Annotated in this window: 26 protein-coding genes; 13 read left to right on the forward strand and 13 right to left on the reverse strand. The window is 68.0% G+C overall.

All coding sequences use genetic code 11. From position 1 onward, the window contains the following. The first annotated feature begins 2 nt into the window (after positions 1-2). From EV645_RS20925 to EV645_RS20935, 3 genes are read left to right on the forward strand one after another with little or no spacing between them, the layout of a single operon-like run. Entirely contained in the window at positions 3-506 is a 504-nt protein-coding gene (locus EV645_RS20925; protein WP_130445660.1) for an SRPBCC family protein, read from the forward strand. Next, positions 506-1171 (forward strand): dihydrofolate reductase family protein, encoded by a 666-nt coding sequence (locus EV645_RS20930; RefSeq protein WP_130445661.1) that lies wholly within the window; start codon positions 506-508, stop codon positions 1169-1171. Before EV645_RS20925 ends, EV645_RS20930 begins: the two co-directional genes overlap by 1 nt. A 55-nt stretch (positions 1172-1226) precedes the next feature. Continuing rightward, positions 1227-2201 carry a GNAT family N-acetyltransferase gene (locus EV645_RS20935; protein ID WP_130445662.1) on the forward strand — a complete coding sequence of 325 codons (975 nt, stop codon included), beginning with the start codon at positions 1227-1229 and terminating at the stop codon, positions 2199-2201. 8 nt (positions 2202-2209) lie between these two features. Here EV645_RS20935 and EV645_RS20940 read toward each other — a convergent pair whose 3' ends face one another. Then, positions 2210-2938: a DinB family protein gene (locus EV645_RS20940; protein WP_130445663.1), complete on the reverse strand. Its 729-nt coding sequence runs from the start codon at positions 2936-2938 to the stop codon at positions 2210-2212. A gap of 126 nt (positions 2939-3064) precedes the next feature. Here EV645_RS20940 and EV645_RS20945 point away from each other — a divergent pair, with 126 nt between their 5' ends. Further along, positions 3065-4054, forward strand: coding sequence for an acyltransferase domain-containing protein (locus EV645_RS20945; protein WP_130445664.1), 990 nt, complete (start codon positions 3065-3067; stop codon positions 4052-4054). Continuing rightward, on the forward strand, positions 4045-4806 hold the full coding sequence (locus EV645_RS20950) for an alpha/beta fold hydrolase (protein WP_130445665.1): 762 nt from the start codon (positions 4045-4047) through the stop codon (positions 4804-4806). The genes EV645_RS20945 and EV645_RS20950 overlap by 10 nt, the downstream gene beginning before the upstream one ends. On the opposite strand, the gene trpD is transcribed toward EV645_RS20950, so the two are convergent. Beyond that, positions 4791-5831 (reverse strand): anthranilate phosphoribosyltransferase, encoded by a 1041-nt coding sequence (gene trpD, locus EV645_RS20955; RefSeq protein WP_130445666.1) that lies wholly within the window; start codon positions 5829-5831, stop codon positions 4791-4793. The two genes, EV645_RS20950 and trpD, sit on opposite strands and share 16 nt — an antisense overlap. A gap of 148 nt (positions 5832-5979) precedes the next feature. After that, positions 5980-6765, reverse strand: coding sequence for a glycoside hydrolase family 16 protein (locus EV645_RS20960; protein ID WP_130445667.1), 786 nt, complete (start codon positions 6763-6765; stop codon positions 5980-5982). 64 nt (positions 6766-6829) lie between these two features. Here EV645_RS20960 and sigJ point away from each other — a divergent pair, with 64 nt between their 5' ends. After that, positions 6830-7729: an RNA polymerase sigma factor SigJ gene (sigJ, locus tag EV645_RS20965; protein WP_242000546.1), complete on the forward strand. Its 900-nt coding sequence runs from the start codon at positions 6830-6832 to the stop codon at positions 7727-7729. Here the strand turns inward: sigJ and EV645_RS20970 are convergent. Next, positions 7710-8447: a phosphotransferase gene (locus EV645_RS20970; RefSeq protein ID WP_130445668.1), complete on the reverse strand. Its 738-nt coding sequence runs from the start codon at positions 8445-8447 to the stop codon at positions 7710-7712. The two genes, sigJ and EV645_RS20970, sit on opposite strands and share 20 nt — an antisense overlap. Positions 8448-8523: 76 nt before the next feature. Here EV645_RS20970 and EV645_RS20975 point away from each other — a divergent pair, with 76 nt between their 5' ends. Then, a complete protein-coding gene (locus EV645_RS20975; RefSeq protein WP_130445669.1) occupies positions 8524-9792 on the forward strand; it encodes an FAD-binding oxidoreductase in 1269 nt (422 codons plus the stop codon). Positions 9793-9852: 60 nt separating this feature from the next. On the opposite strand, the gene EV645_RS20980 is transcribed toward EV645_RS20975, so the two are convergent. Then, entirely contained in the window at positions 9853-10755 is a 903-nt protein-coding gene (locus EV645_RS20980; protein WP_242000547.1) for an SH3 domain-containing protein, read from the reverse strand. 242 nt (positions 10756-10997) lie between these two features. Then, complete coding sequence (locus EV645_RS20985) at positions 10998-11645, reverse strand: TetR/AcrR family transcriptional regulator (protein ID WP_130445670.1); 648 nt, start codon at positions 11643-11645, stop codon at positions 10998-11000. 58 nt (positions 11646-11703) lie between these two features. Here EV645_RS20985 and EV645_RS20990 point away from each other — a divergent pair, with 58 nt between their 5' ends. Together EV645_RS20990 and EV645_RS20995 are read left to right on the forward strand one after the other, a co-directional pair. Next, positions 11704-12225 (forward strand): ester cyclase, encoded by a 522-nt coding sequence (locus tag EV645_RS20990; RefSeq protein WP_130445671.1) that lies wholly within the window; start codon positions 11704-11706, stop codon positions 12223-12225. Between the two features lie 143 nt (positions 12226-12368). Then, complete coding sequence (locus tag EV645_RS20995; RefSeq protein ID WP_198681760.1) at positions 12369-13136, forward strand: enoyl-CoA hydratase/isomerase family protein; 768 nt, start codon at positions 12369-12371, stop codon at positions 13134-13136. On the opposite strand, the gene EV645_RS21000 is transcribed toward EV645_RS20995, so the two are convergent. The 3 genes from EV645_RS21000 to EV645_RS21005 all read right to left on the reverse strand — a co-directional run bounded on the left by EV645_RS21000 (position 13107) and on the right by EV645_RS21005 (position 15187). After that, positions 13107-13469, reverse strand: coding sequence for a YciI family protein (locus tag EV645_RS21000; protein ID WP_130445673.1), 363 nt, complete (start codon positions 13467-13469; stop codon positions 13107-13109). The genes EV645_RS20995 and EV645_RS21000 overlap by 30 nt on opposite strands. Positions 13470-13549: 80 nt before the next feature. Beyond that, on the reverse strand, positions 13550-13705 hold the full coding sequence (locus EV645_RS42305) for a DUF6131 family protein (RefSeq protein WP_166679556.1): 156 nt from the start codon (positions 13703-13705) through the stop codon (positions 13550-13552). 87 nt (positions 13706-13792) lie between these two features. Further along, entirely contained in the window at positions 13793-15187 is a 1395-nt protein-coding gene (locus EV645_RS21005) for an MFS transporter (RefSeq protein WP_130445674.1), read from the reverse strand. 180 nt (positions 15188-15367) lie between these two features. Here EV645_RS21005 and EV645_RS21010 point away from each other — a divergent pair, with 180 nt between their 5' ends. From EV645_RS21010 to EV645_RS21020, 3 genes are read left to right on the forward strand one after another with little or no spacing between them, the layout of a single operon-like run. Further along, positions 15368-15721 (forward strand): YciI family protein, encoded by a 354-nt coding sequence (locus EV645_RS21010; protein ID WP_242000643.1) that lies wholly within the window; start codon positions 15368-15370, stop codon positions 15719-15721. After that, the gene (locus EV645_RS21015; RefSeq protein WP_130445676.1) at positions 15718-16944 is read left to right on the forward strand and encodes an RNA polymerase sigma factor; all 1227 of its coding nucleotides are present in this window, start codon (positions 15718-15720) and stop codon (positions 16942-16944) included. The genes EV645_RS21010 and EV645_RS21015 overlap by 4 nt, the downstream gene beginning before the upstream one ends. Positions 16945-16948: 4 nt before the next feature. Further along, positions 16949-17614: a hypothetical protein gene (locus EV645_RS21020; RefSeq protein ID WP_130445677.1), complete on the forward strand. Its 666-nt coding sequence runs from the start codon at positions 16949-16951 to the stop codon at positions 17612-17614. On the opposite strand, the gene EV645_RS21025 is transcribed toward EV645_RS21020, so the two are convergent. Together EV645_RS21025 and EV645_RS21030 are read right to left on the reverse strand one after the other, a co-directional pair. Continuing rightward, complete coding sequence (locus EV645_RS21025) at positions 17611-18162, reverse strand: DUF4240 domain-containing protein (RefSeq protein ID WP_130445678.1); 552 nt, start codon at positions 18160-18162, stop codon at positions 17611-17613. The two genes, EV645_RS21020 and EV645_RS21025, sit on opposite strands and share 4 nt — an antisense overlap. 40 nt (positions 18163-18202) lie before the next feature. After that, complete coding sequence (locus EV645_RS21030) at positions 18203-19006, reverse strand: alpha/beta fold hydrolase (protein WP_130445679.1); 804 nt, start codon at positions 19004-19006, stop codon at positions 18203-18205. Positions 19007-19082: 76 nt separating this feature from the next. Here EV645_RS21030 and EV645_RS21035 point away from each other — a divergent pair, with 76 nt between their 5' ends. Further along, positions 19083-19718: a TetR/AcrR family transcriptional regulator gene (locus EV645_RS21035; RefSeq protein ID WP_130445680.1), complete on the forward strand. Its 636-nt coding sequence runs from the start codon at positions 19083-19085 to the stop codon at positions 19716-19718. On the opposite strand, the gene EV645_RS21040 is transcribed toward EV645_RS21035, so the two are convergent. After that, the gene (locus EV645_RS21040; RefSeq protein ID WP_130445681.1) at positions 19706-20764 is read right to left on the reverse strand and encodes a lysylphosphatidylglycerol synthase transmembrane domain-containing protein; all 1059 of its coding nucleotides are present in this window, start codon (positions 20762-20764) and stop codon (positions 19706-19708) included. The two genes, EV645_RS21035 and EV645_RS21040, sit on opposite strands and share 13 nt — an antisense overlap. Before the next feature lie 55 nt (positions 20765-20819). Then, on the reverse strand, positions 20820-21896 hold the full coding sequence (locus EV645_RS21045; protein WP_242000548.1) for a LacI family DNA-binding transcriptional regulator: 1077 nt from the start codon (positions 21894-21896) through the stop codon (positions 20820-20822). Between the last annotated feature and the right edge of the window lie 189 nt (positions 21897-22085).

Below are 22085 nucleotides of genomic sequence, written 5' to 3' on the forward strand. Positions count from 1 at the left end.
TGATGAGCACGACAGGACAGGGAACGCCGGCGCAGTCCGCGACGGCCGACCGGGAGATCGTCATCTCCCGAGTCATCGACGCCCCGCGAGAGCTGGTGTTCGAGGCATTCACCGAGGTTCGGCACCTGTCGCAGTGGTGGGGGCCGGAGGGATTCACCACCACCACGCGGGCGTTCGAGTTCCGCGATGGCGGCGAGTGGGACTTCCTGATGCACGGACCGGACGGGACGGACTACACCGAGTGGATCACCTGGACCGAGATCGTGCCGCCGGAGCGGATCGCGCTGCTGCACGGTGAGTCCCGCGACGACCCGAACGCCTTCGACTCGCTGATCACGTTCGAGGCCGACGGTACGGCGACCCGGATCGAGATGCACACGGTGTTCCCCACCAGGGAACTGCGCGACGAGGCGGTCGAGAGGTACCACGCGATCGAGGGCGGTCAGCAGACCATCGCCAACCTGGCGGCCTACGTCGCGGAGCTTGTAAGGAAGGGAGAGGACTGATGGCCGGCAAGGTGTTCTTCAGCGTGACGATGTCGCTCGACGGTTTCGTGGCACCGGACGACGTGCCCCTCGAGGACGTCTTCTCGCCCGAGGGTCAGAACGACCCGGGGGTCCAGCGCTGGATGTCGAAGTGGACGGAGCTGCAGGCGTGGATCTTCCCGCAGCGGTTCTTCCGGGAGAACCTCAAGCTCGGCGAGGGCGGCGAGGAAGGGCTCGACAACGACATCGCCCGGGCGACGTACGAGCGCACCGGTGCGAGCGTGATGGGTAAGCGGATGTTCGACGGCGGCGCGCTGGCCTGGCCGGAGGAGGCGCCGTTCCACACGCCGGTCTTCGTCGTGACGCACGAGACGCGTGACCCCTGGGAGCGGCCGGGCGGGACCACGTTCCACTTCGTCAACGACGGCATCGAGAAGGCGCTCGACCAGGCCCGCGAGGCCGCCGGGGACCGCGATGTCCGGATCGCGGGCGGCGGCGCGACGATCCTCGAGTATCTGAACGCAGGCCTGATCGACGAGTTCACGATCGCGCTCGCACCTGTGCTGTTCGGCAGTGGGATCCGCCTCTTCGAGGGCGTGGACGACGGTCGCGTGGCCCTGGAGCCGGTCCGCGCGGAGCCCTCGCCGAGGACGACGCACCTGACCTACACCGTTCGGGAGCGGTAGGCAGACAGCACCAAATTCGATTGCTGATCGGTTGTGCCCGCCGGACGATGCGGGCATGACCATCAGGCAGCTGGATCCGGCGGACGCCGTGGCGATCGGGCAGTGGTACGAGCTGGCGGTCGCGGTCGCCCGGTACGACGTACCCGACTTCCCCACACCGAGCCGGCGGGAACACCTGGCCCGTGAGGACCCAGCGCTGTTGGCCTGGGACGGTGACCGAGTTGTCGGCGCTGCGTCGTACCAGCTGCCCCTGTCGGAGAACCTGCGTTTGATGTACCTGGACCTGATCGTGCACCCGCAGTACCGGCGTCGCGGTATCGGCACCAGGTTGCTGGAGGAGGTCTACGCAACCGCTCGGCAGCATCAGCGGAGCCTGATCGAGGTCGAGACGGTTCGGGCGCTGCCGGGTGGTGTTGCGCGCGAGGAGGCGGGCTATCGCTACCTCACCAACCGCTCCCATCAACCCGGCGCGACCAGCATCAGGTCCCGCTGCCACATCGCAGACCCTCCGGAAGGCGAGGCGGCACCCGCCGACGGGTACTCGTTGGTGCAGTGGCGCGACGTCGCACCTGACGAGATCGTCGACGATGTCGCCGCGCTGCAAAGCCGGCTGATGCTCGACTCCCCGACCGGCGACCTGGCGGTCGAGCAGCAGGTGTACGACGCTGCGCGGGTACGCCGCCAGGAGGCGGACGAACTCCGCCGCGGCTACCGCTCCTATTCGACCGCTGCCCGGCACGACGCGACCGGGCAGATCGTTGCCCGGACCAAGCTGGCGTTCGAGTCCGACGACGACACCCATGCGCGGCAGCGGATCACGATCGTCGAGCCGGCCCACCGAGGCCGGCGTCTCGGTCTGATCGTGAAGTCGGCCAACCACGCGTACACACAGGCGAACGAGCCGGCGCTCCGCTTCATCGACGCCTGGAACGCCGAGGACAACACGCACATGCGCGCAGTCAACGCAGCACTCGGCTTCGAGCCTGTGGACGGCTGGTCGGTTTTCCAGCTGCCGGTGCCGGCCGCGTAAGCGGATTGTCAGCGGGACTCGAGGGTGTCCAGGTCTCGGGTGGCGAAGCGGAGGTGCTCCCATTCCTCTTCGATGATCACGTGCAGACAGGAGCGGACGGTCTGGGGGTTCTCGGGGTTGTGCGGGTTCTTCCGGGGGGCGTCGAGCTCGGTCGGGGTGGTGGCGGCGATGAAGTCGCGGACCATGCCGACGCGGCCGGCGCGAGCCTCGAGAACCTCGGCGTACGTCGGCACCTTGGCGCCCGGGTCGTCTGTGCCGAGGTACTTCAGACCGAGCGGGTGGTACGGGTCGTCGAGCTCCATGACGCTGCGGCCGAACCAGGTGTCGGTGGCATGCATGAGGTGTCGCTCCGTCTGCGCGAACGACCACTCGCCGTCCACCGAGACGTCGACAGTGCCGGCCGGCATGGCCTCGGCGCGTTCGCGGGCGGTTGCCCAGGCTTGCTCGACCTGGGCCCATGCAGCGCGCAGACCGTCCGGGTCGTTCGCACGCCGATTCTCGCGTCCGGGGAACCGCCGGTTGAGCTCCGCGTCGATGAACGGCACGACGTCGACGCCGTTGATGATCAGGCTGGCGTCCTCCGTGCCCAGCCAGGGCGCGTCGATGTCGCCGGCCTGGATGTCGACGCCGCGCATCACGACCCGGGACAGATCGGACTCGATGAACCGAGCCCCGCTCAGGTCCACCTCATTGAACTCGGCTCCCTGCAAGTCGTCGGACCGACCGAACTTCGTCATGCCATCTCCCATATCTGTCGAGGTTGGGGCGAGCGTATCTGTGGCCTAGGACACAAAAGTCGTGCGCGAGACCTGCGGCCCGTGGTGGAGTCGAGGCACTGACCAACGCGGCGGAGGGAACTGGACGTGGACGTTCTGACAGCGGCGGAACGAGTGGGCTTCTCCGAGCGGGCGCGAACGCGGTTCCAGGGCCTGGAGGTGGCCGATGGGCTGCGGATACCGGAGGACGCCGAGGCGTTGATCGAGTACTGCGGGGTGTCGCCGACCGACCGGGAGCAGATGCTCGCAGCGCGCCCGGACCAGGACAAGGACCCGGAGTGGTGGACGATCGCGTCCGCACTGGCCGGCGAGATCGAACGGGACATGGGGCTCGCGCTGCCGTCGACAGGCTTCCGAGGCTGGCCCGCAGTACCGCAGGACGCGTCAACCGTCGGGCTGTTCGCGAACGCCTGGGCACTGCTGGCCAACCTGCCGCGATTGCTGGAGTTGCACGCGGAGCGTGGTGTGCCGGATTCGGTGACCAGAGCGACTGTCTCCGCGCTGGGTGGAGTGATGGCGACGCACCGGCACGTCTTCGGTCGTCCTGGCGTCGGACTGATGCCGCTCTGGGGTCCACCGCTGCGGTTCCGTGGCGCGGACTACGAGATCGGTCGGCACGACTTCACCCGCGCGCAGCTGGGGCTGGGCGATGGCGTCTCCGGGTATCTGTTGATGATTCACATTCCGCCGAGCGGCCCACTCGACGTACACGAGTCGGAGGAGTCTGTTGCCGCTGCGGTCGAGTCCTTCAAGCGCTGGTATCCGGAGGAGCCGGTCCACGCGTTCGTGTGTCACTCGTGGCTGCTGGATCCGCAGTTGGCCGAGTACCTGCGGCCTGACTCCAACATCATCCGTTTCCAGCAGCGCTTCGACCTGCTGCCGCTGCTGCCACCTGAGGACCCGGCTGAGGGCGACCGCGAGCTGATGCGCCTCGGCTTGCAGCTACCGGTGCCGGACGGTGCGCCGGACCTGGACAGCATTCCGCAGGACACTTCGCTGCAGCGCGCGTTCGTGTCACACCTGCGTGCCGGGCGGCACTGGTACGGGCGCACGGGCATGCTGAAGGGATGGAGCTAAGGATTCCGGTTGGACAAGACGACCTGTGGACCGAGCATCTGGCCGGGGACGGCGTACCGATCGTCTTCCTGCATCCGGGCACTGGGGACTCCCAGGTGTGGGACCCGGTGGTGGCTGGGCTCAGCGGGCGGCGCATCATCCGGTACGACGTACGGGGCTATGGACGCTCGCCGATGCCGACCGAGGAGTTCTCGCTGCTGGACGACCTGGTGACCGTGCTGGAGCAGCTGGACCTGCAGCGGGTGGTCCTGGTCGGCTGCTCGATGGGTGGCGGTACTGCGCTCAGCTTTGCGCTCACGCATCCGGACCGGGTCCACGGCCTCGTGCTGCTCTGCCCGAGCGTCCGTGGCTTCCCCGTACTCGAAGAGCCTGACCTGGACGCGCAGTACGCCGAGCTGATCGCCAACCGCGACGTGGACGGGCTGGTGCAGTTCGGCCTACCGGTGTGGGCGGCGACCGTGACCGACGACGCTGTGGTCGATCAGCTCCGCGCTGCGGCTCCAGCCTGGTTCGAACAAGGCACATACCTCAAGGCCGAGCCGCCTCTGTACGACCGGCTCAACGAGATCCACGCACCCACCACAGTGATGGTCGGCGACCGGGACCGCCCGATCGCCACAGCCTCAGCCGGCGCCGCCGCGGCCCGCATCCCCGGCTCCCAGTTCACCTGGATTCCCGGCGCCGACCACTACCCCAGCCTCCGCAACCCGCAACTAGTAATCGATGCCATCAACAACTATCTGGGCGGATAACTGGTCCAAGCCGCCAGGACTCGCAGGGCCTCGCCGGTGTCCACAGCGCTACGACATCGATCCAACGCATTCGCTAGCACGTCGAGGAGCGGTGCCCTGCCTAGTGACAGGGTGGCTATCGCAGCCGCGGCGTTGAGCAGTACGACGTCACGCAGCGGCCCAGGTGCTCCGTGGACGAGGGCGTGCAGAGCCCTTGCGTTGAAAGCGGGGCCACCGCCTTGCAGGTCGGACAGTGTCGACGGGCGGAGGCCGAGTGAGCGTGGATCGAAGACTGTCTCGGTTGCTGAGCCGCCATGCACTATCCACAAGCGTGAGTAGCCAGTAGTGGTCAGCTTGTCGAGGCCGTCGTCGCCACGTGCTACCAGGGCTGACTTTCCTTGCTGGGCGAGCGCACCGGCCAGCACCGGCACCATCTGCGCTCGGGCGACGCCGACAAGCTGATGCGCAGGGTCCGCTGGGTTGAGCAACGGCGCGAGGACGTTGAACGCGGTGGGGACGGCCAGCTCACGCCGTACGACGGCAACCTGTCGTAGCGCCGGGTTGAAGCTCGGAGCGAACAGATAGGTCAGGCCGACGTCAGCCGCGACGGCGGCAGCTTCGGAGGCTGACAGGTCGAGCGGTACACCCAAGTACTCGACCAAATCACCGGAGCCGCCGGCCGACGAGGACGCAGCACGTCCACCGTGCTTCACCACGGTGACACCCGTGGCGGCTGCAACCACTGCAGCCATGGTGGAGATGTTCGCCGCTCCAGTCCGGTCGCCGCCCGTCCCCACAATGTCCACGAACGGCCCGAGGATCCGCACCGGCGTCGCATGCGAACGCAGTACCTCGGCCAGACCAGTCAGCTCGTCAGGTGTCTCGCCCTTGGCTCGTAGAGCGATCAGGAACCCGGAGATCTGGGCCGGTGACGCCTCGCCCAGCACCAGTTGGTCCATCGCCCAGCCAGTGTCCGCCGCCGACAGATCGGAGCCGGCCAGGAGCGCGGAGATCAGGCCGGACCAGGTCCGGAGTGTTGTCGCCATCGGGTGTCCTCGAGGATGCTGGGCCGCCCACGAGGAGACATCACAACGGCCGCCTCGCAGGAGACGGCCGGGTGGGTACGCGCGGAGTCAGGCCGTCAGTCGACGGCCCACCACATACCTGCGCGCTGGAACATGACACTGACCTTAGTCACGCCACCAAAGCCTCCGCAACGTTCCATCCACGGATGGAGTCGACAGTGAACCTGGGCACATGCTCGTCACCTGACCGGTCCGGGAAGTCGAACACCGCCAGCATCAACTGCACCGGGTATGTCGGTGCGCCCTGACAACTGCGGATCACAGCGCCGTCCACGAAGAACGACGCCTCACCGCCGGTCCACTCGACCGCGTACGTGTGGAACTCACGCAGGTCGATCGGGAGCCGGACCGCCTCGAAGTCCTGCGGTACGGCGGGGTCGCGGATCGTCTTCAGGCCCATGCCGACGTCGGTCGACCGCCCAGGTACCAGAGCGTCGCCGAACACCTCCATGACACAGATCTCGCCGCACTGCTCCGGCTGCTCCTCCAGTCCGACCATCCAGAGCGACACCATCGACCGTGGACTCAGGTCGGCGCGGGCGCGGAGTTCGACGTACCCGCCGTTCGGAGTCCAGCCCCAGAACGGCTCCTGCTCCTCGCGGACGACGAGGCCCTCGCGGTACGGCTGTTGCCCGACCGCGCTGCCTACCGGACCCGAGTAGTTGCCGGACTGGATGCCGGAGACTCGCAGATCGGGTTTGTGATCGCCCTCGCACCACAGGCCCTGGTCGACCGGGATGCTGAGCGTCAAGCACGAGTCGCCCAGCTGGTACGTCGCTGCCGATGCGGCGCGCGAACTCCACTGCGGCAGGTAGTGCGGTGACCAGACGGAGCAGTCGAGTGATGACGCGTCGAAGTCGTCCTCGAACACCAGGTCACCACGCACCTGACTCATGACCCCATCATGAGTGGATCGGGCGCGTTGTCACATCATGGTGCTCCCATTCGTCAGAGAAGCGATGCGACAGGAGACGGCACCGGTGGACGACCACGAGCAGCTGGCGCGGCAGTTCGAGCAGAACCGCGGGCACCTGCGCGCGGTCGCGTACCGGATGCTCGGGTCGGTAGCCGAGGCCGAGGACGCCGTACAGGAGGCATGGCTGCGGCTTAGCCGGACTGACGTGAGTGATGTCGGCAATCTGGCCGGCTGGCTGACCACTGTGGTGTCGCGGGTGTGTCTGGACCTGCTGCGGAGCCGGAAGTCGCGGCGTGAGGACTCGCTGGACACTTACGTGCCAGACCCGATCATCGGGGAGCTGGGGCCGGAGGACGAGGCGGTCCACGCGGATGCGATCGGGCTGGCGTTGCTGGTCGTACTGGAGACGCTGTCGCCGGCGGAGCGGTTGGCGTTCGTGCTGCACGACATGTTCGGCGTCGGGTTCGACGAGATCGCGACGATCGTGGACAAGTCGCCCGCCGCGACGCGTCAGCTGGCCAGTCGGGCGCGGCGGCGGGTCCAGGGCGCTCCTGCCACTGACGGGGATGTCAGCCGACAGCGGGTGATCGTCGAGGCGTTCATGGCGGCGTCCCGTGGCGGTGACTTCGAGGCGCTGCTCGAGCTGCTCGACCCGGACGTACTACTGCGCGCGGACGCCGGTGCGGCGACTGCGGAGTTCGCCGGGCCGGCGGTGTCGAAGCTGGTGCGTGGTGCGAAGGCTGTTGTCGAGCAGGCGCTGCTGTTCAGCCGGATGGCGCCGTACAACCAGGTGGCGCTGGTCAATGGCGTGCCTGGGGTCATCACCGTGGTCAACGACCGCCTCCTGGGTGTCATGGCCGTCACGGTCGCCGACGGCAAGATCACCCAGATCGACATCCTGGCCGACCTGGAACGCCTCGAGGTCATCCCGCTACCAGCGTGAGCACCCGCTCCGCCTGTGCCTCCGCGGTACCAGGTGGGTTGCGGTGTGCGCTGGGTCCACCTGGCCCGATCAGAGTCAGCCAGAAGCCGGCCCAGAGGCTGCGGGCTGCGTGGAAGCGGGCGGGGTCCGGGGCGAAGCGTCGTACCAGAGGCGTCCAGTCGGTCCCGCGTCCCGACAGGTGCTCGACCAGGTTGGCGAGCTCGACGGTGCGATCGCCCAACCCGGCGTCCTCGAAGTCGACGATGCGCACGCGCGTCCCATCCCACAGGTAGTTGGCGAGGTTCGGATCGCCGTGGGCGACCACCGGGTCGGGTACGGCGGTGAGGTCGGGCGGCTCGTTGTTGAGCCAGGCCGAAGCTGCGCGAGCGATCACGCCGTCGCCATCCTGCAGCGTGGTCAGACCAGCGCGTGTCCGGCTGACTAGCGCAGTCAGGTCAATCGCCGGCAAGGACGAAGGCGGAATGGACCAGAGGGTCTCGATCGCATCGCCCAGAGCTGTTAGTTGGGGAAGGCGCAGAGGGGCGGTGAGGGGCTCGCCGGGCAGGGTGGTCATGGTGAGGGACGGGGCGCGGGTCCTGGAGAGGGGGTGGGGCACTAGGTCGGGGGTTGCCTCGGACAGGAGGGTCAGGGCGGCCCATTCCCGGCCCGGCTCGTTGCGGGACCAGGAGACGTAGTGCTTGGTCAGAACCGAGCCGGAGACCGAGATTGTGTGAGTCATCGGAAGAGTGTGTCGATAACGGGGTCTCTTCTTCGACGTATGGGCAGGAGCTGATACGGCGAGGGAGTGGGATCGGATGTCTACGCAGGCGATTGCGGCGGTTGTCAGTGACGTTGTTGCGGGGCTGCTAGGGGCCGGGTTCAACGGTGCGGTCCGGCTGCCCGGAGAGGTCGAGTACGACGAGCAGCGCCGCTCCGTCATCCCATCGGTCGACTCACGCCCGCTGCTCGTTGCCGAGGCGTACAGCAGGACCGACGTACAGGCAGTAGTCCGGACAGCCCGCGACTACGGTGCACCGGTCGCTGTGCAGGCGACCGGTCACGGGACGCGAGTACCGGCGGACGGCGGGATCCTGCTGAAGACCACGCAGATGACGTCCGTGCTGATCGACCCGGAGCGACGGATCGCCAAGGTCGCGCCAGGTGCTCGCTGGGGCGCGGTCCTGGATGCGGCGAGGCAGTTCGGGCTCGCCCCGTTGTCCGGCTCGCACCGCGACGTCGGCGTCACCGGGTACACGCTCGGCGGCGGAGTGGGCTGGCTGGCCCGCAAGTACGGGTTCGCGGCCGACAGCGTGATCCGCGCCGAGGTCGTCACCGCCGACGGACGTACGGTCACCGCAAGCGCCGAACACCACGCAGACCTGTTCTGGGCGATCCGCGGCGGCACCGGCAACTTCGGCGTGGTCACCTCACTCGAGTTCCGTCTGTACCCAGTCCGCCAGGTCCACGCCGGCATCGTGTACTTCGGCATCGATCGCGCGGCCACGATCCTGCGCACGTACCGCGACTGGACCGCCACGATCCCCAACGAGCTGAGCAGCGCCGTCGTCCTGACCCGCGTCCCCGGCACCGAACAGCGCGCCGTCGCGATCAAGGTCATGTACGCCGGTGCCGCGGACGTCGCGGAGCACCTGCTCAAGCCGCTCTTCGCAAGAGCCGGTCAGCGCCTGGCCGGCGAACTAGAGACGATCGAGTACGCCGATGCCGCGATGGGCGGCACGCCCGCGCGGCACCTCGACTTCCTGGACACGCTGACGGACGAGGTGATCGACATCGTCACCGAACTCGACGACGCCACCGTCGAGATCCGGAACTGGGGCGGCGCGATGGCCAACCCCGGCCCCGGCGCGGGCCCGGTCGGTCACCGGCAGGCGTCGTACTCGCTGATCATCGACCGCGAGGTCGCCGGTCTGCCGAGCTCCGGTCGCACATTCGTGAACTTCCTCGGCGACCCGGGCCGCGCGGACACGGCGTACGACGCCAAGGATCTGCACCGGCTGCGCGAGGTCAAGCGCGCCTACGACCCGACGAACTTCTTCCACCTGAACGCCAACATCCGGCCATAAGAAAGCGACCCGGTCCCCAGGAGGGTCAAGGGACCGGATCGCTCAGGGCGCCTCAGGAATTCAGACTGTGCCGGAGTTGCCGTAGACGGAGACGTGGACGTGGTCCATGTGGTTCGCGGTCGCACTGCCGCGGTCCTCCATCGCGCGCCAGCCCTCGCTGCTGCGCTGGACCGTCCAGATGTGCTGCTCCCAGATCAGCTGGCTGACGCCGAGCTTCTTGTAGTTCGCCTTCAGCCAGTCGGCGATCTCCTGGCCCTCCGACGAGCTGTTGATCATGATGTCGACCGCGCGGCCGCTGGAGTGCTCCGAACCGCTGTCGCCGGACCGCAGCCCGCCGTACGTCGAGATGTCGGGGAACATCGCACAGATCGCCCGGTGCACCCGGATCGCGTCCTGGGTCAGGCCGGACTCCATCGCGGAGCCGGACTTGCAGGCTGCCTGCGAGATCGAGCCGCCGCCGCCGACGCTCGCGACCGGTTTGGTCGCGGACAGGTACTGCGCCTTGACCCAGCGGGACTTGCCGTCGCTGACGACCTCGGCCCAGATGCCGTCGATCTTGCCGGTGACCGAGACCTTGGTGCCCTTCGGCAGCACGTCCAGCAGGACGCCGGTCAGCGGGAGCGACCAGAGGTTCACGTCGGTGGTGGTGTACTTCGTGCCGCTGACCTTCGGCGGCGCGGCGTTCAGGTCCGCGGCCGCGCGGGTCTTCGCGGAGGTCGGCGTCGGGATCGGCGCCTGCTTCTTCAGATGCTTCGCGGTCGGCGACGCCTTCGGCGTGGGAGCCGCGCTGGGGATCGTCGACGTGACGCTGATCGGCGGACGCAGAGCGTCCCGGCTGATCGTGGTGTCGCGCGACAGCTGCAGGGACGAGCTGGCGATCGACGGGTCGAGCTTGACGTGCTGGGCGGGCAGAGCGGCGGCCGAGCCGGTGGCCACCAGGGCCACTGCCGCGCCGGGAATCACAACCTTTGCAAGACCTGGCTGGATCACCTTTTTGCGCTGCTGCCGGTGCCGCGCCTGTCTATGCCGTCCTTCAGCCACTTGTCCGAACCCAATCTGCCGAGACCAAAACGTTATCGACCGGAGGAGTCAAGCACACTTCGCCGCGCCGGTTCGAATCGGCCCTCGGTCTTAACGCATTACGAACATCCACAGGCTCGCCGCGAGCGTGATTTGCCCGGTATCCGGATGTAACCGTTCCGAGATCAAACGCTTGGTCGACAAATCGCCGCCGTGATCGCGGTCGCGACGTGGTCGGCGTACCGCTCGGGGCTCCAGTCGCGGAGGAGGACGAGCAGCTCGTAGAGCTCGACCGAGATGTACGTCCACAACACGTCCGCGACCTCCTCGACGGTGATCCCGGGGCGCAGGTCGCCGGTCTCGAGCAGGTGGCGACCGAACATGGTCATCCCGACCAGGCGCTCGTCGAGCAAGGTCTGCCAGGTCTCTCGCAAGGTCTCGTCGCCGTGCCGACCGTCACGGATCAGGATCTGCACGCGCGCCGACCTCTGCTGGCGCTCGACCAGGCCCGCGACGTACAGCTGGATCTTCCGGCGTACGTCGGGCTCCCGCTGGACGGCCAGGATCTCGGGGCGCTGCACCATCGGGACCGGCTCGTCGTCGCCGGCGATCACGAAGTCGAACACCGCCTTGGCCAGCGCCGCCTTCGTGCCGAAACCCTTGTAGATGCTCTCCGCCGAGACGCCGGCCCGCCGCGCGACCGCGCTGATCGTCGTCGCCTGGAACCCGTCGGCCTCGAACAGCTCCTGCGCCGCGACCACGACGTCCCGCCGCCGCAGCTGGGCGCGCTCGCGCCGGGCAGTCGCGTTGTAGTTCCTCTTGACGTCGGCCATTCCACCTCGCATGCTTTTGAGTACAGTCAAACTGTATCGAATTATTTGGGGGACCACGATGAGTACGACAGCAGGCGTGTCGGCCGGTGAGATCGCCGTCCGCAGCATCCTGATCACGGCCGACGGGGACCGGTCCGACTTCGACGAGCTGATCCATCCGCACGCGGAGAACCGTGAGGGCAAGGTCGAGCCGCCGGAGTGCCGCATCGGTGGACCGGCGGGGTTCTACGCCACCGCGCTGTGGCTGCGCGCCGCGTTCGACGCACTGGCCTACGAGATCCATCATGTCGTTGCTGATGGCAACTTGGTCGCGGTGAACACGACGATGAGCGGGCGGCACGTGGCGCCGTTCGTCGTCTACACGCCGGACGGCGAGGTGGACACGGCGTTCCCGCCGACCGGGAAGACGTTCGCGATCACGCAGTCGCACTGGTTCCGGATCGAGGACGGGAAGGTTGCCGAGCACTGGGCCAACCGCGACGACCTCGGCCAGGCGCAGCAGCTCGGCTGGGTGCCGCCGACCCCGGCGTACCTGTTCCGGATGGCGCGCGCGAAGTCCCGCGCCAAGCGCGCGGCTTAGGGCGGATCGCCAGGCCATCACAATCGGCGCGCAGGCCGCTTCGCACGCGGCCGTCGCCGTGGAGGGAGCGATTGTGATGGCCTGGCGATCCGGGTGTGATCCAGGGCGCGGCGGTACGACGGTTGTGCTGGTTGACTGCCCGCGTGGACTTTCGGATCGAGCGTGGGGCGGTCGCCCGGCTGGTGATCGACCGGGTCGAGAAGCGGAACGCGCTGACCCGCTCGATGTGGGAGGCGCTGCCTGGACTGCTTGCCGAGTTGGCGGATGACGACGAGGTGCAGGTCCTGCTCGTCACCGGCGCCGGCCCGAGCTTCTCGGCCGGCGCGGACATCCGGGAGCTGATCTCCGGTGACGATCCCGCGGATCCGATGGCCGAACTCCGGGCATCCAACCTGCGGGCGCAGGCGGCGTTGCGGGAGTTCCCGAAGCCGACGATCGCGGTCGTTCGCGGGCACTGCATCGGCGGCGGTCTGGAGATCGCGGTGAACTGCGACTTCCGGTTCGCCGCCCGCGATGCGAGTTTCGGGGTCACGCCGGCCCGGATCGGAGTGGTTTATCCGCCGGCCGCGATCAAGGTCCTGCTCGACCTGGTCGGACCGGCAACAACGAAGTACCTGCTCTTCAGTGGTGAGTTGCTGACCGCGGATGAGGCCGAGCTGAAGGGGTTGGTCGATCGGGTGGCCGACGATCCGATGGCGGCGGCCGAGGCGTTTGCGGAGACGCTGGTGTCGCGGTCGCAGCTGACGATCCGCTCGGCCAAGGAGTCGGTGAACGCTCTGTTGGCGGGCGAGAACGCCGATGCGGCAGCGGTACGGCGGTATCGCGAGACGATCGCGTCGGGTGAACTCGCGGAAGGCATCGAGGCCTTCACGCAGAAGCGGTCACCCGAGTTCGTCTGGCATCCCCGCTGAGATCAGCGTGCCGCGGAGCTCGACCCGGTCGCCGGCCGCGGCCGAGACCAGTGACGCGATCGCCTGGGCTCGCTCGTCGTCGACGGCGTCGACCAGGAAATACCCGGCGAGCTGCTCCTTCGCTTCGCCGAACGGCCCGTCGGTGACGACCTGCTCGCCGTCGCGGATCTGCACGATCCGGCCTTCCTCGGGCGGCAGCAGGCCCTCGGAGCTGACCAGCTCGCCGGACTCGTCGAGCTGACGCTTGAGCCGCGTCAGGCGGACGACGCCCTGCTGGTCCTCTTCGGTCCAGGTGCGGTCGAGGTTGCGGAAGATCATCACGACGTACTTCATGGGTTCACCGTAGCGACGGGGACGGACAGAACCCCGCGGACTCGTGGTCCGCGGGGTTCGGCCGTTCAGGTCGGGGTGGATCAGTACCAGTGCCGGCGGCCGCCGACAGCACGGCCCGTCGATCCGAGCAGGAAGAGCACCGCTCCGACTACCAGCAACACAATCCCGATGGTCCACAGGATCGGGATACTCAGCAAGAATCCCAGAATCAGCAGGATCAAACCGAGGATGAGCATGAAGCCTCCTTCTCAAGGGCCGCCGGGCGGTCGCTGGCGGCCACAGGAACCCGGTGCCCAGGCCTAACCTCCAACGAGTGTTTGAGTTCAGGATGCGACGGGCTCAAGCCGCAGTGAGCGTTTGCGGGTGAGCAGCAGGCCGCATCCGGCCAGACCGATCGCGATGAACAACCACACTGTCGCGAACGCGATCCGGTACCCGTGTGTCAGGCCGACCGGCGTCGCGCCCGACGTACTGGCTGTGGCGACAGCTGAGACTGCCGCGACGCCGACCGCACCGCCGATCTGGAAGCTGGCGTTCTGCAGGCCGGACGCGACGCCGGAGTCCTCGCCCGGTACGTCGCTGAGTGCGGCGATCGAACCTGCGACCGTTCCGGCACCCAGCCCGGCGCCGAAGATCGTCAGGCCCCAGAAGGCCAGCTCGAAGTACCCGGAGTCCACGGTCAGCTGCGTCATGAGCGTCGTACCGACTCCGGCGATCAGCAGCGACACAGACGCGACCCAGCGCGGGCCGACACGTGTGACGAGGTGCTGGCCGATGATCGACCCGACGACCGCGGCAGCCGCGAGTACGGCGGACATGAGGCCGTAGCGGATCGCTGACACACCTAGAGCCAGCTGGGCGTACTGCGTATAGACGAAGTTCAGTCCGAACGCCGCCAGGCCCCAGGCGATCGTGATGAGGTTGCCGCCGACAAGCGCTCTCGAGCGGAAGATCCGCAGCGGTACGAGCGGCGCCGCGGATCGCTTCTCCACCAGGACGAACGCTGCGAACAGGACGGCCGAGAGGACGACGAGCAGTGCGGTCCGGAGTGCCGAGGACTCAGGTGCCTCGATGACGGAGTACACGAGGACGATGAGTGCCGCAGTGACTGTGACCGCGCCGGCGACGTCGAAACCGCGGCGTCCTGGTCCACGGCTGTCCATCAGCAGCGTGGGTGCGAGTACGACGACCAGGAGGCAGACCGGCACGTTGATGAAGAAGATCCACTGCCAGCCGAGTCCGTCCGTCACCGGTCCGCCGATGAGCGACCCCGCCGTACCTCCGACTCCGCTGGTCGCGCCCCAGATGCCGAGCGCCTTGTTGCGGTCCGGACCGGACGGGAAGGTCGTCATCACGATCGACAACGCACTCGGTGCCAGTACGGCGGCCGCCGCGCCCTGCAGCCCCCGCGCGAGGACCAGCGCGTCACCGCTCCACGCGAACCCGCACAGCAGCGAGGACCCGGCGAACAAGAGCAGTCCGGTCATGAAGACCCGCCGGCGACCCAGGAGGTCCGAGATCCGCCCGCCGAGGAGCAGGAGGCCGCCGAACATCAGCGCGTACCCACTGGGCACCCACTGCACGCCACCGGTCGAGAACGTCAGTTCGCGCTCGATCGACGGGACGGCGACCAGCACGATCGACGCGTCCAGAATGATCATGAACCCGGTCAGACAGAGCAAAGCCAGCGCCAGCCAGCGTTTCGAATGCGAAACCATCAGAAATCTCCAGTACGCCGGGACGCCCCGGCTGAGCGTCACTCGGTGGAGACGTCGGTGCTGATCGGCAGGAGTTCGACATTCTGGATCTGTCGAAGTTCGGTCGCCTTGTTTCGACGTACCGAGTGACAGGGGGTCACAGGGGCCTCCGCGAGGGACAGGATGGTGCCTGTGAAGTACATGCTGCTGATCTACAGCAACCCGGAGAGCTGGGCGAGCCTGTCCGCCGAGCAACGCGAAGGACTGACCACTGCGCACGAGACGCTGGCGCGGGAGCTCACCGAGCAGGGCCTCCTGGTCAGTGCGGCCGGTCTGGCCGACCCGATCACCACGCGGACCGTGCAGGTGCGTGACGACACCACGACCACGACGGACGGGCCGTATGCCGAGGCCAAGGAGCACCTGGCCGGGTTCTACCTGGTGGAGTGCGACGACATCGACCAGGCGATCGGGTACGCCGCCCGGATGCCGGACGCGGAGTACGTCGCGGTAGAAGTGCGACCTGTGATGGATGCGTCTGGACTAGAGATGTGAGCGAGTTCGATCTGCTGCTTCGGGAGCAGGCGCCGCAGGTGCTGAGCGCGCTGGTCCGGCACTACGGGCACTTCGACCTGGCCGAAGAGGCGGTCCAGGAGGCTCTGCTCGCGGCCACGCAGCAGTGGCCGAGTGAGGGCGTGCCGGACAACCCACGCGGTTGGCTGATCCGCGTCGGGTCGCGGCGGCTGACCGATCTGCTGCGCAGCGAGTCGGCCCGACGACGGCGTGAGGAGAACGCGGCCCACCTCGCAGCCCCGGAGGAGTTCGTTGCCTCAGGCCCGGAGATCGACGATCCGGGTGGCCGGGACGACACGCTGACGCTGTTGTTCCTCTGCTGCCACCCGGCGTTGTCGCCGGCCTCGCAGATCGCCCTGACGCTGCGTGCGGTCGGTGGTCTCACGACCGCGCAGATCGCCGCCGCGTTTTTGGTGCCGGAGGCAACGATGGCGCAGCGGATCAGCCGGGCGAAGCGGAGCATCAAGCAGGCAGGTAGCTCGTTCGAGATGCCGCCCGAGGCGGAGCGGGACGAGCGGATGGGCGCCGTACTGCATGTGCTCTACCTGATCTTCAACGAGGGCTACACCGCGTCATCCGGTACGTCGCTGCACAGCGCGGAGCTCACTACAGAAGCGATCCGGCTGGTGCGCGGCGTACGGAAGCTGCTGCCGGATGACGGTGAGGTGGCCGGGCTCTTGGCGCTGATGCTGCTCACTGACGCGCGTCGTCCGGCGCGGACCGGGGCGGAGGGGTCACTGATTCCCTTGGCCGAGCAGGACCGGTCGAAGTGGAACAAGGCGACCATCGTCGAGGGTGAGGCGCTGGTGACCGATGCGCTGTCCCGGTCGCAGCTGGGTCCGTACCAGGTGCAGGCCGCTATCGCTGCAGTGCATGACACGGCTGAGCATGCAGACGACACCGACTGGCGGCAGATCGTCGCGCTGTACGACGTACTCGAGCAGTTGGTCGACAACCCGATGGTGAAGCTCAACCATGCGGTCGCTGTCGCTATGGCGGTCGGTCCGAAGGAGGGGCTCGCCGTACTCGAGCCGCTCGAGGCGGACGACCGCATGAACCACCGGCTGGAGGCAGTGCGCGCGCATCTGCTCGAGATGTCCGGTGACACTGCTGCAGCGCGGGAGAGCTACCTGCTGGCAGCCCGTCGTACGACGAGTGTGCCGGAACGGAACTACCTACAGTCGAAAGCGGACCGGTTAGCCTGAGGGTGTGGATCTGACCAGAGCCTCGCTCCTGCGGGAGATGCTGAGCGGCACTGAGCTGGGGAGCCGGACTACGGCGTTCGGCTATGCACTGCGACGGTTCACGACCAGACGCAGTGGGCTCATGCTGTTCGGACCTGTCGACGACGAGCCGTGGCACCTGACCGCGCATCTGGACGACGAGCTCCACCGGGCCGGCATCGAGGACGCACGGCCGTCACTGGTCCGCTGGGCACCGGCACCGGGCGCACCGCCGCACCTGGCGATCGGTCTGGACCGGCTGCGGGACGCTGGTCGTGGTGAGTCGCTGCTGGTGGTCGCCGAGGACAATCCGGCTGATACGTTGCTGGAGCGCGTCAGCGACGTACGCCGCCGCGGTACGACGATCTTCAGCATCGGCAACGGCGACAAGGAGCTGATGTCGCTCAGCCACGAGACGCTCGTACCGGAGCTGCTGGTGCCGGACGGGTTCGGGTGGAGAAGCCGGTCGCTCGGGTACGACCACGACGAGCCGCAGTCGGCGTTGACCGACGTAGAGCCGCAGACCGACGAGAGCTTCGAAATGGCGCAGCACCTGGTCAGCTTGGCCGCTGCAGATGAGGAGGCCGGCCGCTCCGGTTGGCGCCGCCGCCTCCGGACTGCCATCGAGCGCCTGAGCGGCGAGCCGGCCTAGCTGTCGAGGTACAGCGCGGCCAGCCGCGGTAGGTGAGTCACGAGATCGTCTTCGTCGTCGAAGTCGATCTCCTCACCGGCCGGCATGTCCGGTGTGTCCGGGGCGTCCGCGTCAACGGCCTTCCAGTACGCCGCTTCGTCGCCAGTCACGTTCTTGTACGCGTGACTGCCGACGTGCAGCATCCCTTCGCCGTCGAACCCTTCGAACCCCTCCGGCCGATCCTCGTCGACCACGTCCGCGAGCGAGTCCGGCCCCGCCAGCGCGGCGTCCCAGATCTCCCGCCCCTGGGCGATCAACCACCCGCGGAACGAATCGAACCCGTCCTCCGAAGCACCGGAGTTGATCAGGTACGCCGCCGCCCACAGGTCCCACCGGTACGACTCGACCTGCAACCGCGCGAACTCGACCCCGAACGCCGCGATCTCCTCGGCCTGCGCCGCACCCAGCGCCTTGGTCAACGCGTCCGCAACCCCGTCCGGATCAGCCACGGTGTCATCCACCGAGGCCCGAGCATCCTCGACAAGACCCCAGAACCCATCCCTGTCCACCCCCAAACCATCTCACCCACCCAGGGTCCAACGGGAGGGGTCAGATGCTGTGGGCGAAGGTCCGCAGTACCGGAGCGAGTGTGCTGGGCTCGGTGCTGTGGTTTTCGCCGGGGATGGCGTTGAGGGTGGCGCTGGGGAGTTGGGTGGCTACGGCTTGGGCGCCGGAGGACAAGGCGGGCCAGGTTTTGTCGCCGTGGAGGACCAGGACGGGGAGTTTTACCGTGGACCAGCGGTCGTCGGGGAGGGGGTTGCCGGACATGGTGGTGCCCATGATGCGGCCGTCGTAGGCGATGGTGTGGGCGATCTCCTCGACGGGAGCCCAGTACGGGGACTGCTTCATTCCGGCGACGGCTTCGGCGGGGAGGCCGGCGGCGGCGGTCATGAAGAGTTCGGCGGCCTTGTCGCGGCGGCCCTCGGCTACGAAGGCGTCCAGTTGCTCGACGTAGTCGGATGGGAGCGGCGGTCGTACGTCGTCGACCACGACGGGCGGCTCGAAGAGGACGAGGCCGGCGATCGGGAGGCCGGCTGCGGCGGCGTCGAGGGCCAGAAGGGCGCCGGACGACCAGCCGAAGAGGATGGCGGGCCGGCCTGCGTCCTCGATCAGGGCGGCGAGGTCCTCGATCTCGCGCTGGATCGCGTACGGCGCGGTGTCGGTGCTCTGGCCGCGACCGCGCCGGTCGTACACGTACGTCTTGAACTCGTCGCTCAACAACTGCCCGACCTCTGCGTTCGCCGGGTTGACGGCGCGGTGCGCGGTGGCGCCGTCGATCAGGATCAGCGGCCGGCCATCGCCGTACGCGTCGAAAGCGATCGTGGTGCCGTCGGCGGATTTCACGGTGCTCATGGTCTTCTCCTCATCGGCAGGGAACTAGACCGTACAGTACTCGCGAGAGAACTGGACTGTCTAGTATGATTTCCGCATGGAGCAGGTAGAGACCGAAGGACGAACGGCCCGCAAACGCCGCGCGATCCTGGCCGCCGCGACCACGGCCTTCCTTCAGCACGGGTACCTCGGCGCGAGCATGGACGAGGTCGCCGCGAACGCCGGCGTCTCCAAACAGACCGTGTACAAGCAGTTCGAGAACAAGGAACGCCTGTTCGCGGAGATCGTCCTCGGCACCAGCGACCAGCTGATGGACGGCCTACTACAGGCGTACGTCGACACCCTCGACGGAGCCGCCGACGCCCGGGAAGCCCTGCGTGCGCTGGCTCGTCGCCTGCTCCAGAGCCTGACCGCCGACAGCGTGCTGCAGTTACGCCGACTGGTGATCGCAGAGGCCGACCGCTTCCCCGAGGTGTGTGGAGCATGGTTCAACCAGGGCTTCGAGCAGTCGCTGGACGCGCTCGGTGAAGCGCTGACGAGATTGAGCGATCGCGGTCTTCTGAAGCAGCTCGACGACCCGACGCTCGCGGCGTACCAGTTCGCCGGCCTGGTTATGTACAAGCCGATGAACCGTGCGATGTTCGCCGGCACGCGCCAACGCCCGAAGCCGGGCGAGCTGGAAAAGCTCGCCGACCAGGCGGCCGACGTGTTCCTCGCCGCTTACGGCGTCTGACCGTCGTCTGTTCTCGACGGCCTGGTGATATGCAGATGGATCCGCCAGCCCGTCCAGGCCAGCAGGCCCACCGGGATCGGCAGCCAGAAGGACGCGAGCCGGTACAGGAGCGTCCCGATCAGCGCGGCGTCCGGGCTGATTCCGATCAAGACGAGAAGCGCGGTCAGACCGGCGTCGACGAAGCCGAGACCACCCGGCGTGATCGGGATCATCGCGAGTGCCTGGGCGACGACGTACGCCAGCAGCACCATCGAAGGGCGAACGTGCACATCGAGAGCCGCCAGCGCGGCCACGAGGGCGGCGTAGTCGAACATTCGGTTCGCGGCCGCCGCCAACGCCGCGGCCCACCAGCGACCCTCGAACGCGGCGGCAACCCGGTCTCGCTGGGTGACCAGCTGCGCGGCGGAACTCTCGGCTGTCACGCTGCGCTTGACGATGTGGATGAGATGACCGGCCCCGCGACCTACCAGCACGACGAACCGGGGCCAGGTGAGTGCGGCCACTCCGAGACCGACGATGACGACTGCCATGATCAGCGAGACCAGGAGGCCGAGCTCGAGTTGCCGAGCCGGCGGTGGACCGATCAGTACGGCGGGGATGGTCAGCACGGGCAGCAGCAACAGCACGCCGGTCGTGATCAAGCCGATCGCGGTCAAGGCGGAGGCGACGACCGCGGCCGGTTGGCCGGCGGTGATCAAGAGCCTGGCCTGGAGGACGCTGCCGGTCGCCGCGCCGCCGGGAAGGACCTTGCTGGCCGCGTTCCCGGCCAGCTGCGCGGTCGCGAGGGTTCCCCACCCAGGCGGCTTCTGATCCGCGGCGTGCTGGTCCAAGGCGAGCCTGGCGAGCCACCACAGTGCGGCGAAACTGAAGCCCTCGAGCACCACCAGGATCGGGAACCACCAGGGATCCACGTCCGCGAGGCGCGGCCAGGCTCCGAAGAGTGACAGGATGCTCGGCGCCACGATGTACAGGCCGACACCGGTGATTGCCAGGCCGACAGCGCGGCCGCCCCACCGCCGCACCAAACCCCCGCCAGCGATGCGCATGACTCACCTCGCCCAGAGAACCCCTCGCCTCGCCACCATAGCGCGCTCGATTGGTCTAGAGCGTCCCGCGAGTTGAGGTGCGGACCACCAGCTCAGGCGTGAATGTCACGCGCTGGTGCTCGTGATCCGGGTTCGACGACTCGTCGAGCAACAGCTCCGCCGCGGTCCGGCCGAGCAGCTGTCGCGGCTGACGCACCGATGTCAGCGGTACGGCGGCAGCCTCGGCGAACTCGATATCGTCGTACCCGACGATCGCGAGGTCCTCCGGGACGCGTAGCCCGAGGCTCACGCACTGTTGCAGCAATCCCAGTGCCAGCAGGTCGTTCGCACAGAAGGCCGCGGTCGGCCGCCGGTCCGCTGGAAGGCCCGCAAGTCGTTGCCCTGCGCCCCTACCTTCGGCGACGGTGAGGGCACCGGTGGTCAGCTCGATCAGATCCGCCGCCGGCCTCCCGGCCGTCTCCAAGGCCCGGCGAGCACCTTCGCGTCGGTCGACGACCTGGCCGATCGTGTTCGGGCCGCCGACGTACGCGATCCGTTCGTGGCCGAGCTCGAGCAGGTGCGAGATCGCGAGCTCACCGCCGAGAACGTCGTTCACCGCGACCGAGCAGTGCTCGCCCTCGTCGAGGGCGCGGTCGACCACCACCACCGGCGTACCGCGGGAGGGCAGTTTGCGCAGGCGGGACGAGTTCTGGTCGATGGGCGTGATCAGGATGCCCTGCACCCGCTGCTGCTCGAGCAGATCGAGGTACGCCGCCTCGCGGTCTGCGTCCTCGCTGCTGGTGCAGAGGAACACGGACAGCCCGGCCGCCTGAGCTGCCTCCTCGACGCCCTTCGCGACATCGGTGAAGAACGGGTTGCCGGCGTCGAGCATCAGGTAGGCGAGGATCCGGCTGGAGCCCGCGCGTAGTTGCCGGGCCGACTCGTTCCGGACGAAGCCGAGCGAGGCCATCGCCGCCTCGACCTTCGCGCGGGTCAGCGGGCTGACCACCTCGGGCCGGTTCAGCACGTTCGAAACGGTCCCCAGGGAAACTCCGGCCGCCGCGGCCACAGCCTTCACGCCGGCGGCATGCGGCTTCGGAGTACGGCGCCGCCTGGTCCGCTCAGGCAGGGCTTCCGCATCGTCGACGGACACGAGAACCTCCCTGCGGACTTGAAACGTGTTAGCTGCCGAAGAATACCCGCTTCCTGCAGATTCTCCGCGGCGGCAGTCCGGGATCGGCCGCAAATGGTGGGCAGGCACTTGACGGCCGCGGGGCACCGCGCTTAGCGTCATGGAACGCTGTTGAAACCTTTCATAGCCTTCCCGCCCGCTCAGACACAG

It is taken from the genome of Kribbella rubisoli (genome assembly GCF_004217145.1).
In the GTDB taxonomy this organism is placed as follows: Bacteria; Actinomycetota; Actinomycetes; order Propionibacteriales; family Kribbellaceae; genus Kribbella; species Kribbella rubisoli.

Bases quoted from the DNA above. Each gene is read 5' to 3' on its own strand.
- EV645_RS20925 (WP_130445660.1), top strand. From the start codon at position 3: ATGAGCACGACAGGACAGGGAACGCCGGCGCAGTCCGCGACGGCCGAC.
- EV645_RS20930 (WP_130445661.1), top strand. From the start codon at position 506: ATGGCCGGCAAGGTGTTCTTCAGCGTGACGATGTCGCTCGACGGTTTC.
- EV645_RS20935 (WP_130445662.1), top strand. From the start codon at position 1,227: ATGACCATCAGGCAGCTGGATCCGGCGGACGCCGTGGCGATCGGGCAG.
- EV645_RS20940 (WP_130445663.1), bottom strand. From the start codon at position 2,938: ATGACGAAGTTCGGTCGGTCCGACGACTTGCAGGGAGCCGAGTTCAAT.
- EV645_RS20950 (WP_130445665.1), top strand. From the start codon at position 4,045: ATGGAGCTAAGGATTCCGGTTGGACAAGACGACCTGTGGACCGAGCAT.
- trpD (WP_130445666.1), bottom strand. From the start codon at position 5,831: ATGGCGACAACACTCCGGACCTGGTCCGGCCTGATCTCCGCGCTCCTG.
- EV645_RS20960 (WP_130445667.1), bottom strand. From the start codon at position 6,765: ATGAGTCAGGTGCGTGGTGACCTGGTGTTCGAGGACGACTTCGACGCG.
- sigJ (WP_242000546.1), top strand. From the start codon at position 6,830: ATGCGACAGGAGACGGCACCGGTGGACGACCACGAGCAGCTGGCGCGG.
- EV645_RS20970 (WP_130445668.1), bottom strand. From the start codon at position 8,447: ATGACTCACACAATCTCGGTCTCCGGCTCGGTTCTGACCAAGCACTAC.
- EV645_RS20975 (WP_130445669.1), top strand. From the start codon at position 8,524: ATGTCTACGCAGGCGATTGCGGCGGTTGTCAGTGACGTTGTTGCGGGG.
- EV645_RS20985 (WP_130445670.1), bottom strand. From the start codon at position 11,645: ATGGCCGACGTCAAGAGGAACTACAACGCGACTGCCCGGCGCGAGCGC.
- EV645_RS20990 (WP_130445671.1), top strand. From the start codon at position 11,704: ATGAGTACGACAGCAGGCGTGTCGGCCGGTGAGATCGCCGTCCGCAGC.
- EV645_RS21000 (WP_130445673.1), bottom strand. From the start codon at position 13,469: ATGAAGTACGTCGTGATGATCTTCCGCAACCTCGACCGCACCTGGACC.
- EV645_RS42305 (WP_166679556.1), bottom strand. From the start codon at position 13,705: ATGCTCATCCTCGGTTTGATCCTGCTGATTCTGGGATTCTTGCTGAGT.
- EV645_RS21005 (WP_130445674.1), bottom strand. From the start codon at position 15,187: ATGGTTTCGCATTCGAAACGCTGGCTGGCGCTGGCTTTGCTCTGTCTG.
- EV645_RS21010 (WP_242000643.1), top strand. From the start codon at position 15,368: ATGCTGCTGATCTACAGCAACCCGGAGAGCTGGGCGAGCCTGTCCGCC.
- EV645_RS21030 (WP_130445679.1), bottom strand. From the start codon at position 19,006: ATGAGCACCGTGAAATCCGCCGACGGCACCACGATCGCTTTCGACGCG.
- EV645_RS21035 (WP_130445680.1), top strand. From the start codon at position 19,083: ATGGAGCAGGTAGAGACCGAAGGACGAACGGCCCGCAAACGCCGCGCG.
- EV645_RS21040 (WP_130445681.1), bottom strand. From the start codon at position 20,764: ATGCGCATCGCTGGCGGGGGTTTGGTGCGGCGGTGGGGCGGCCGCGCT.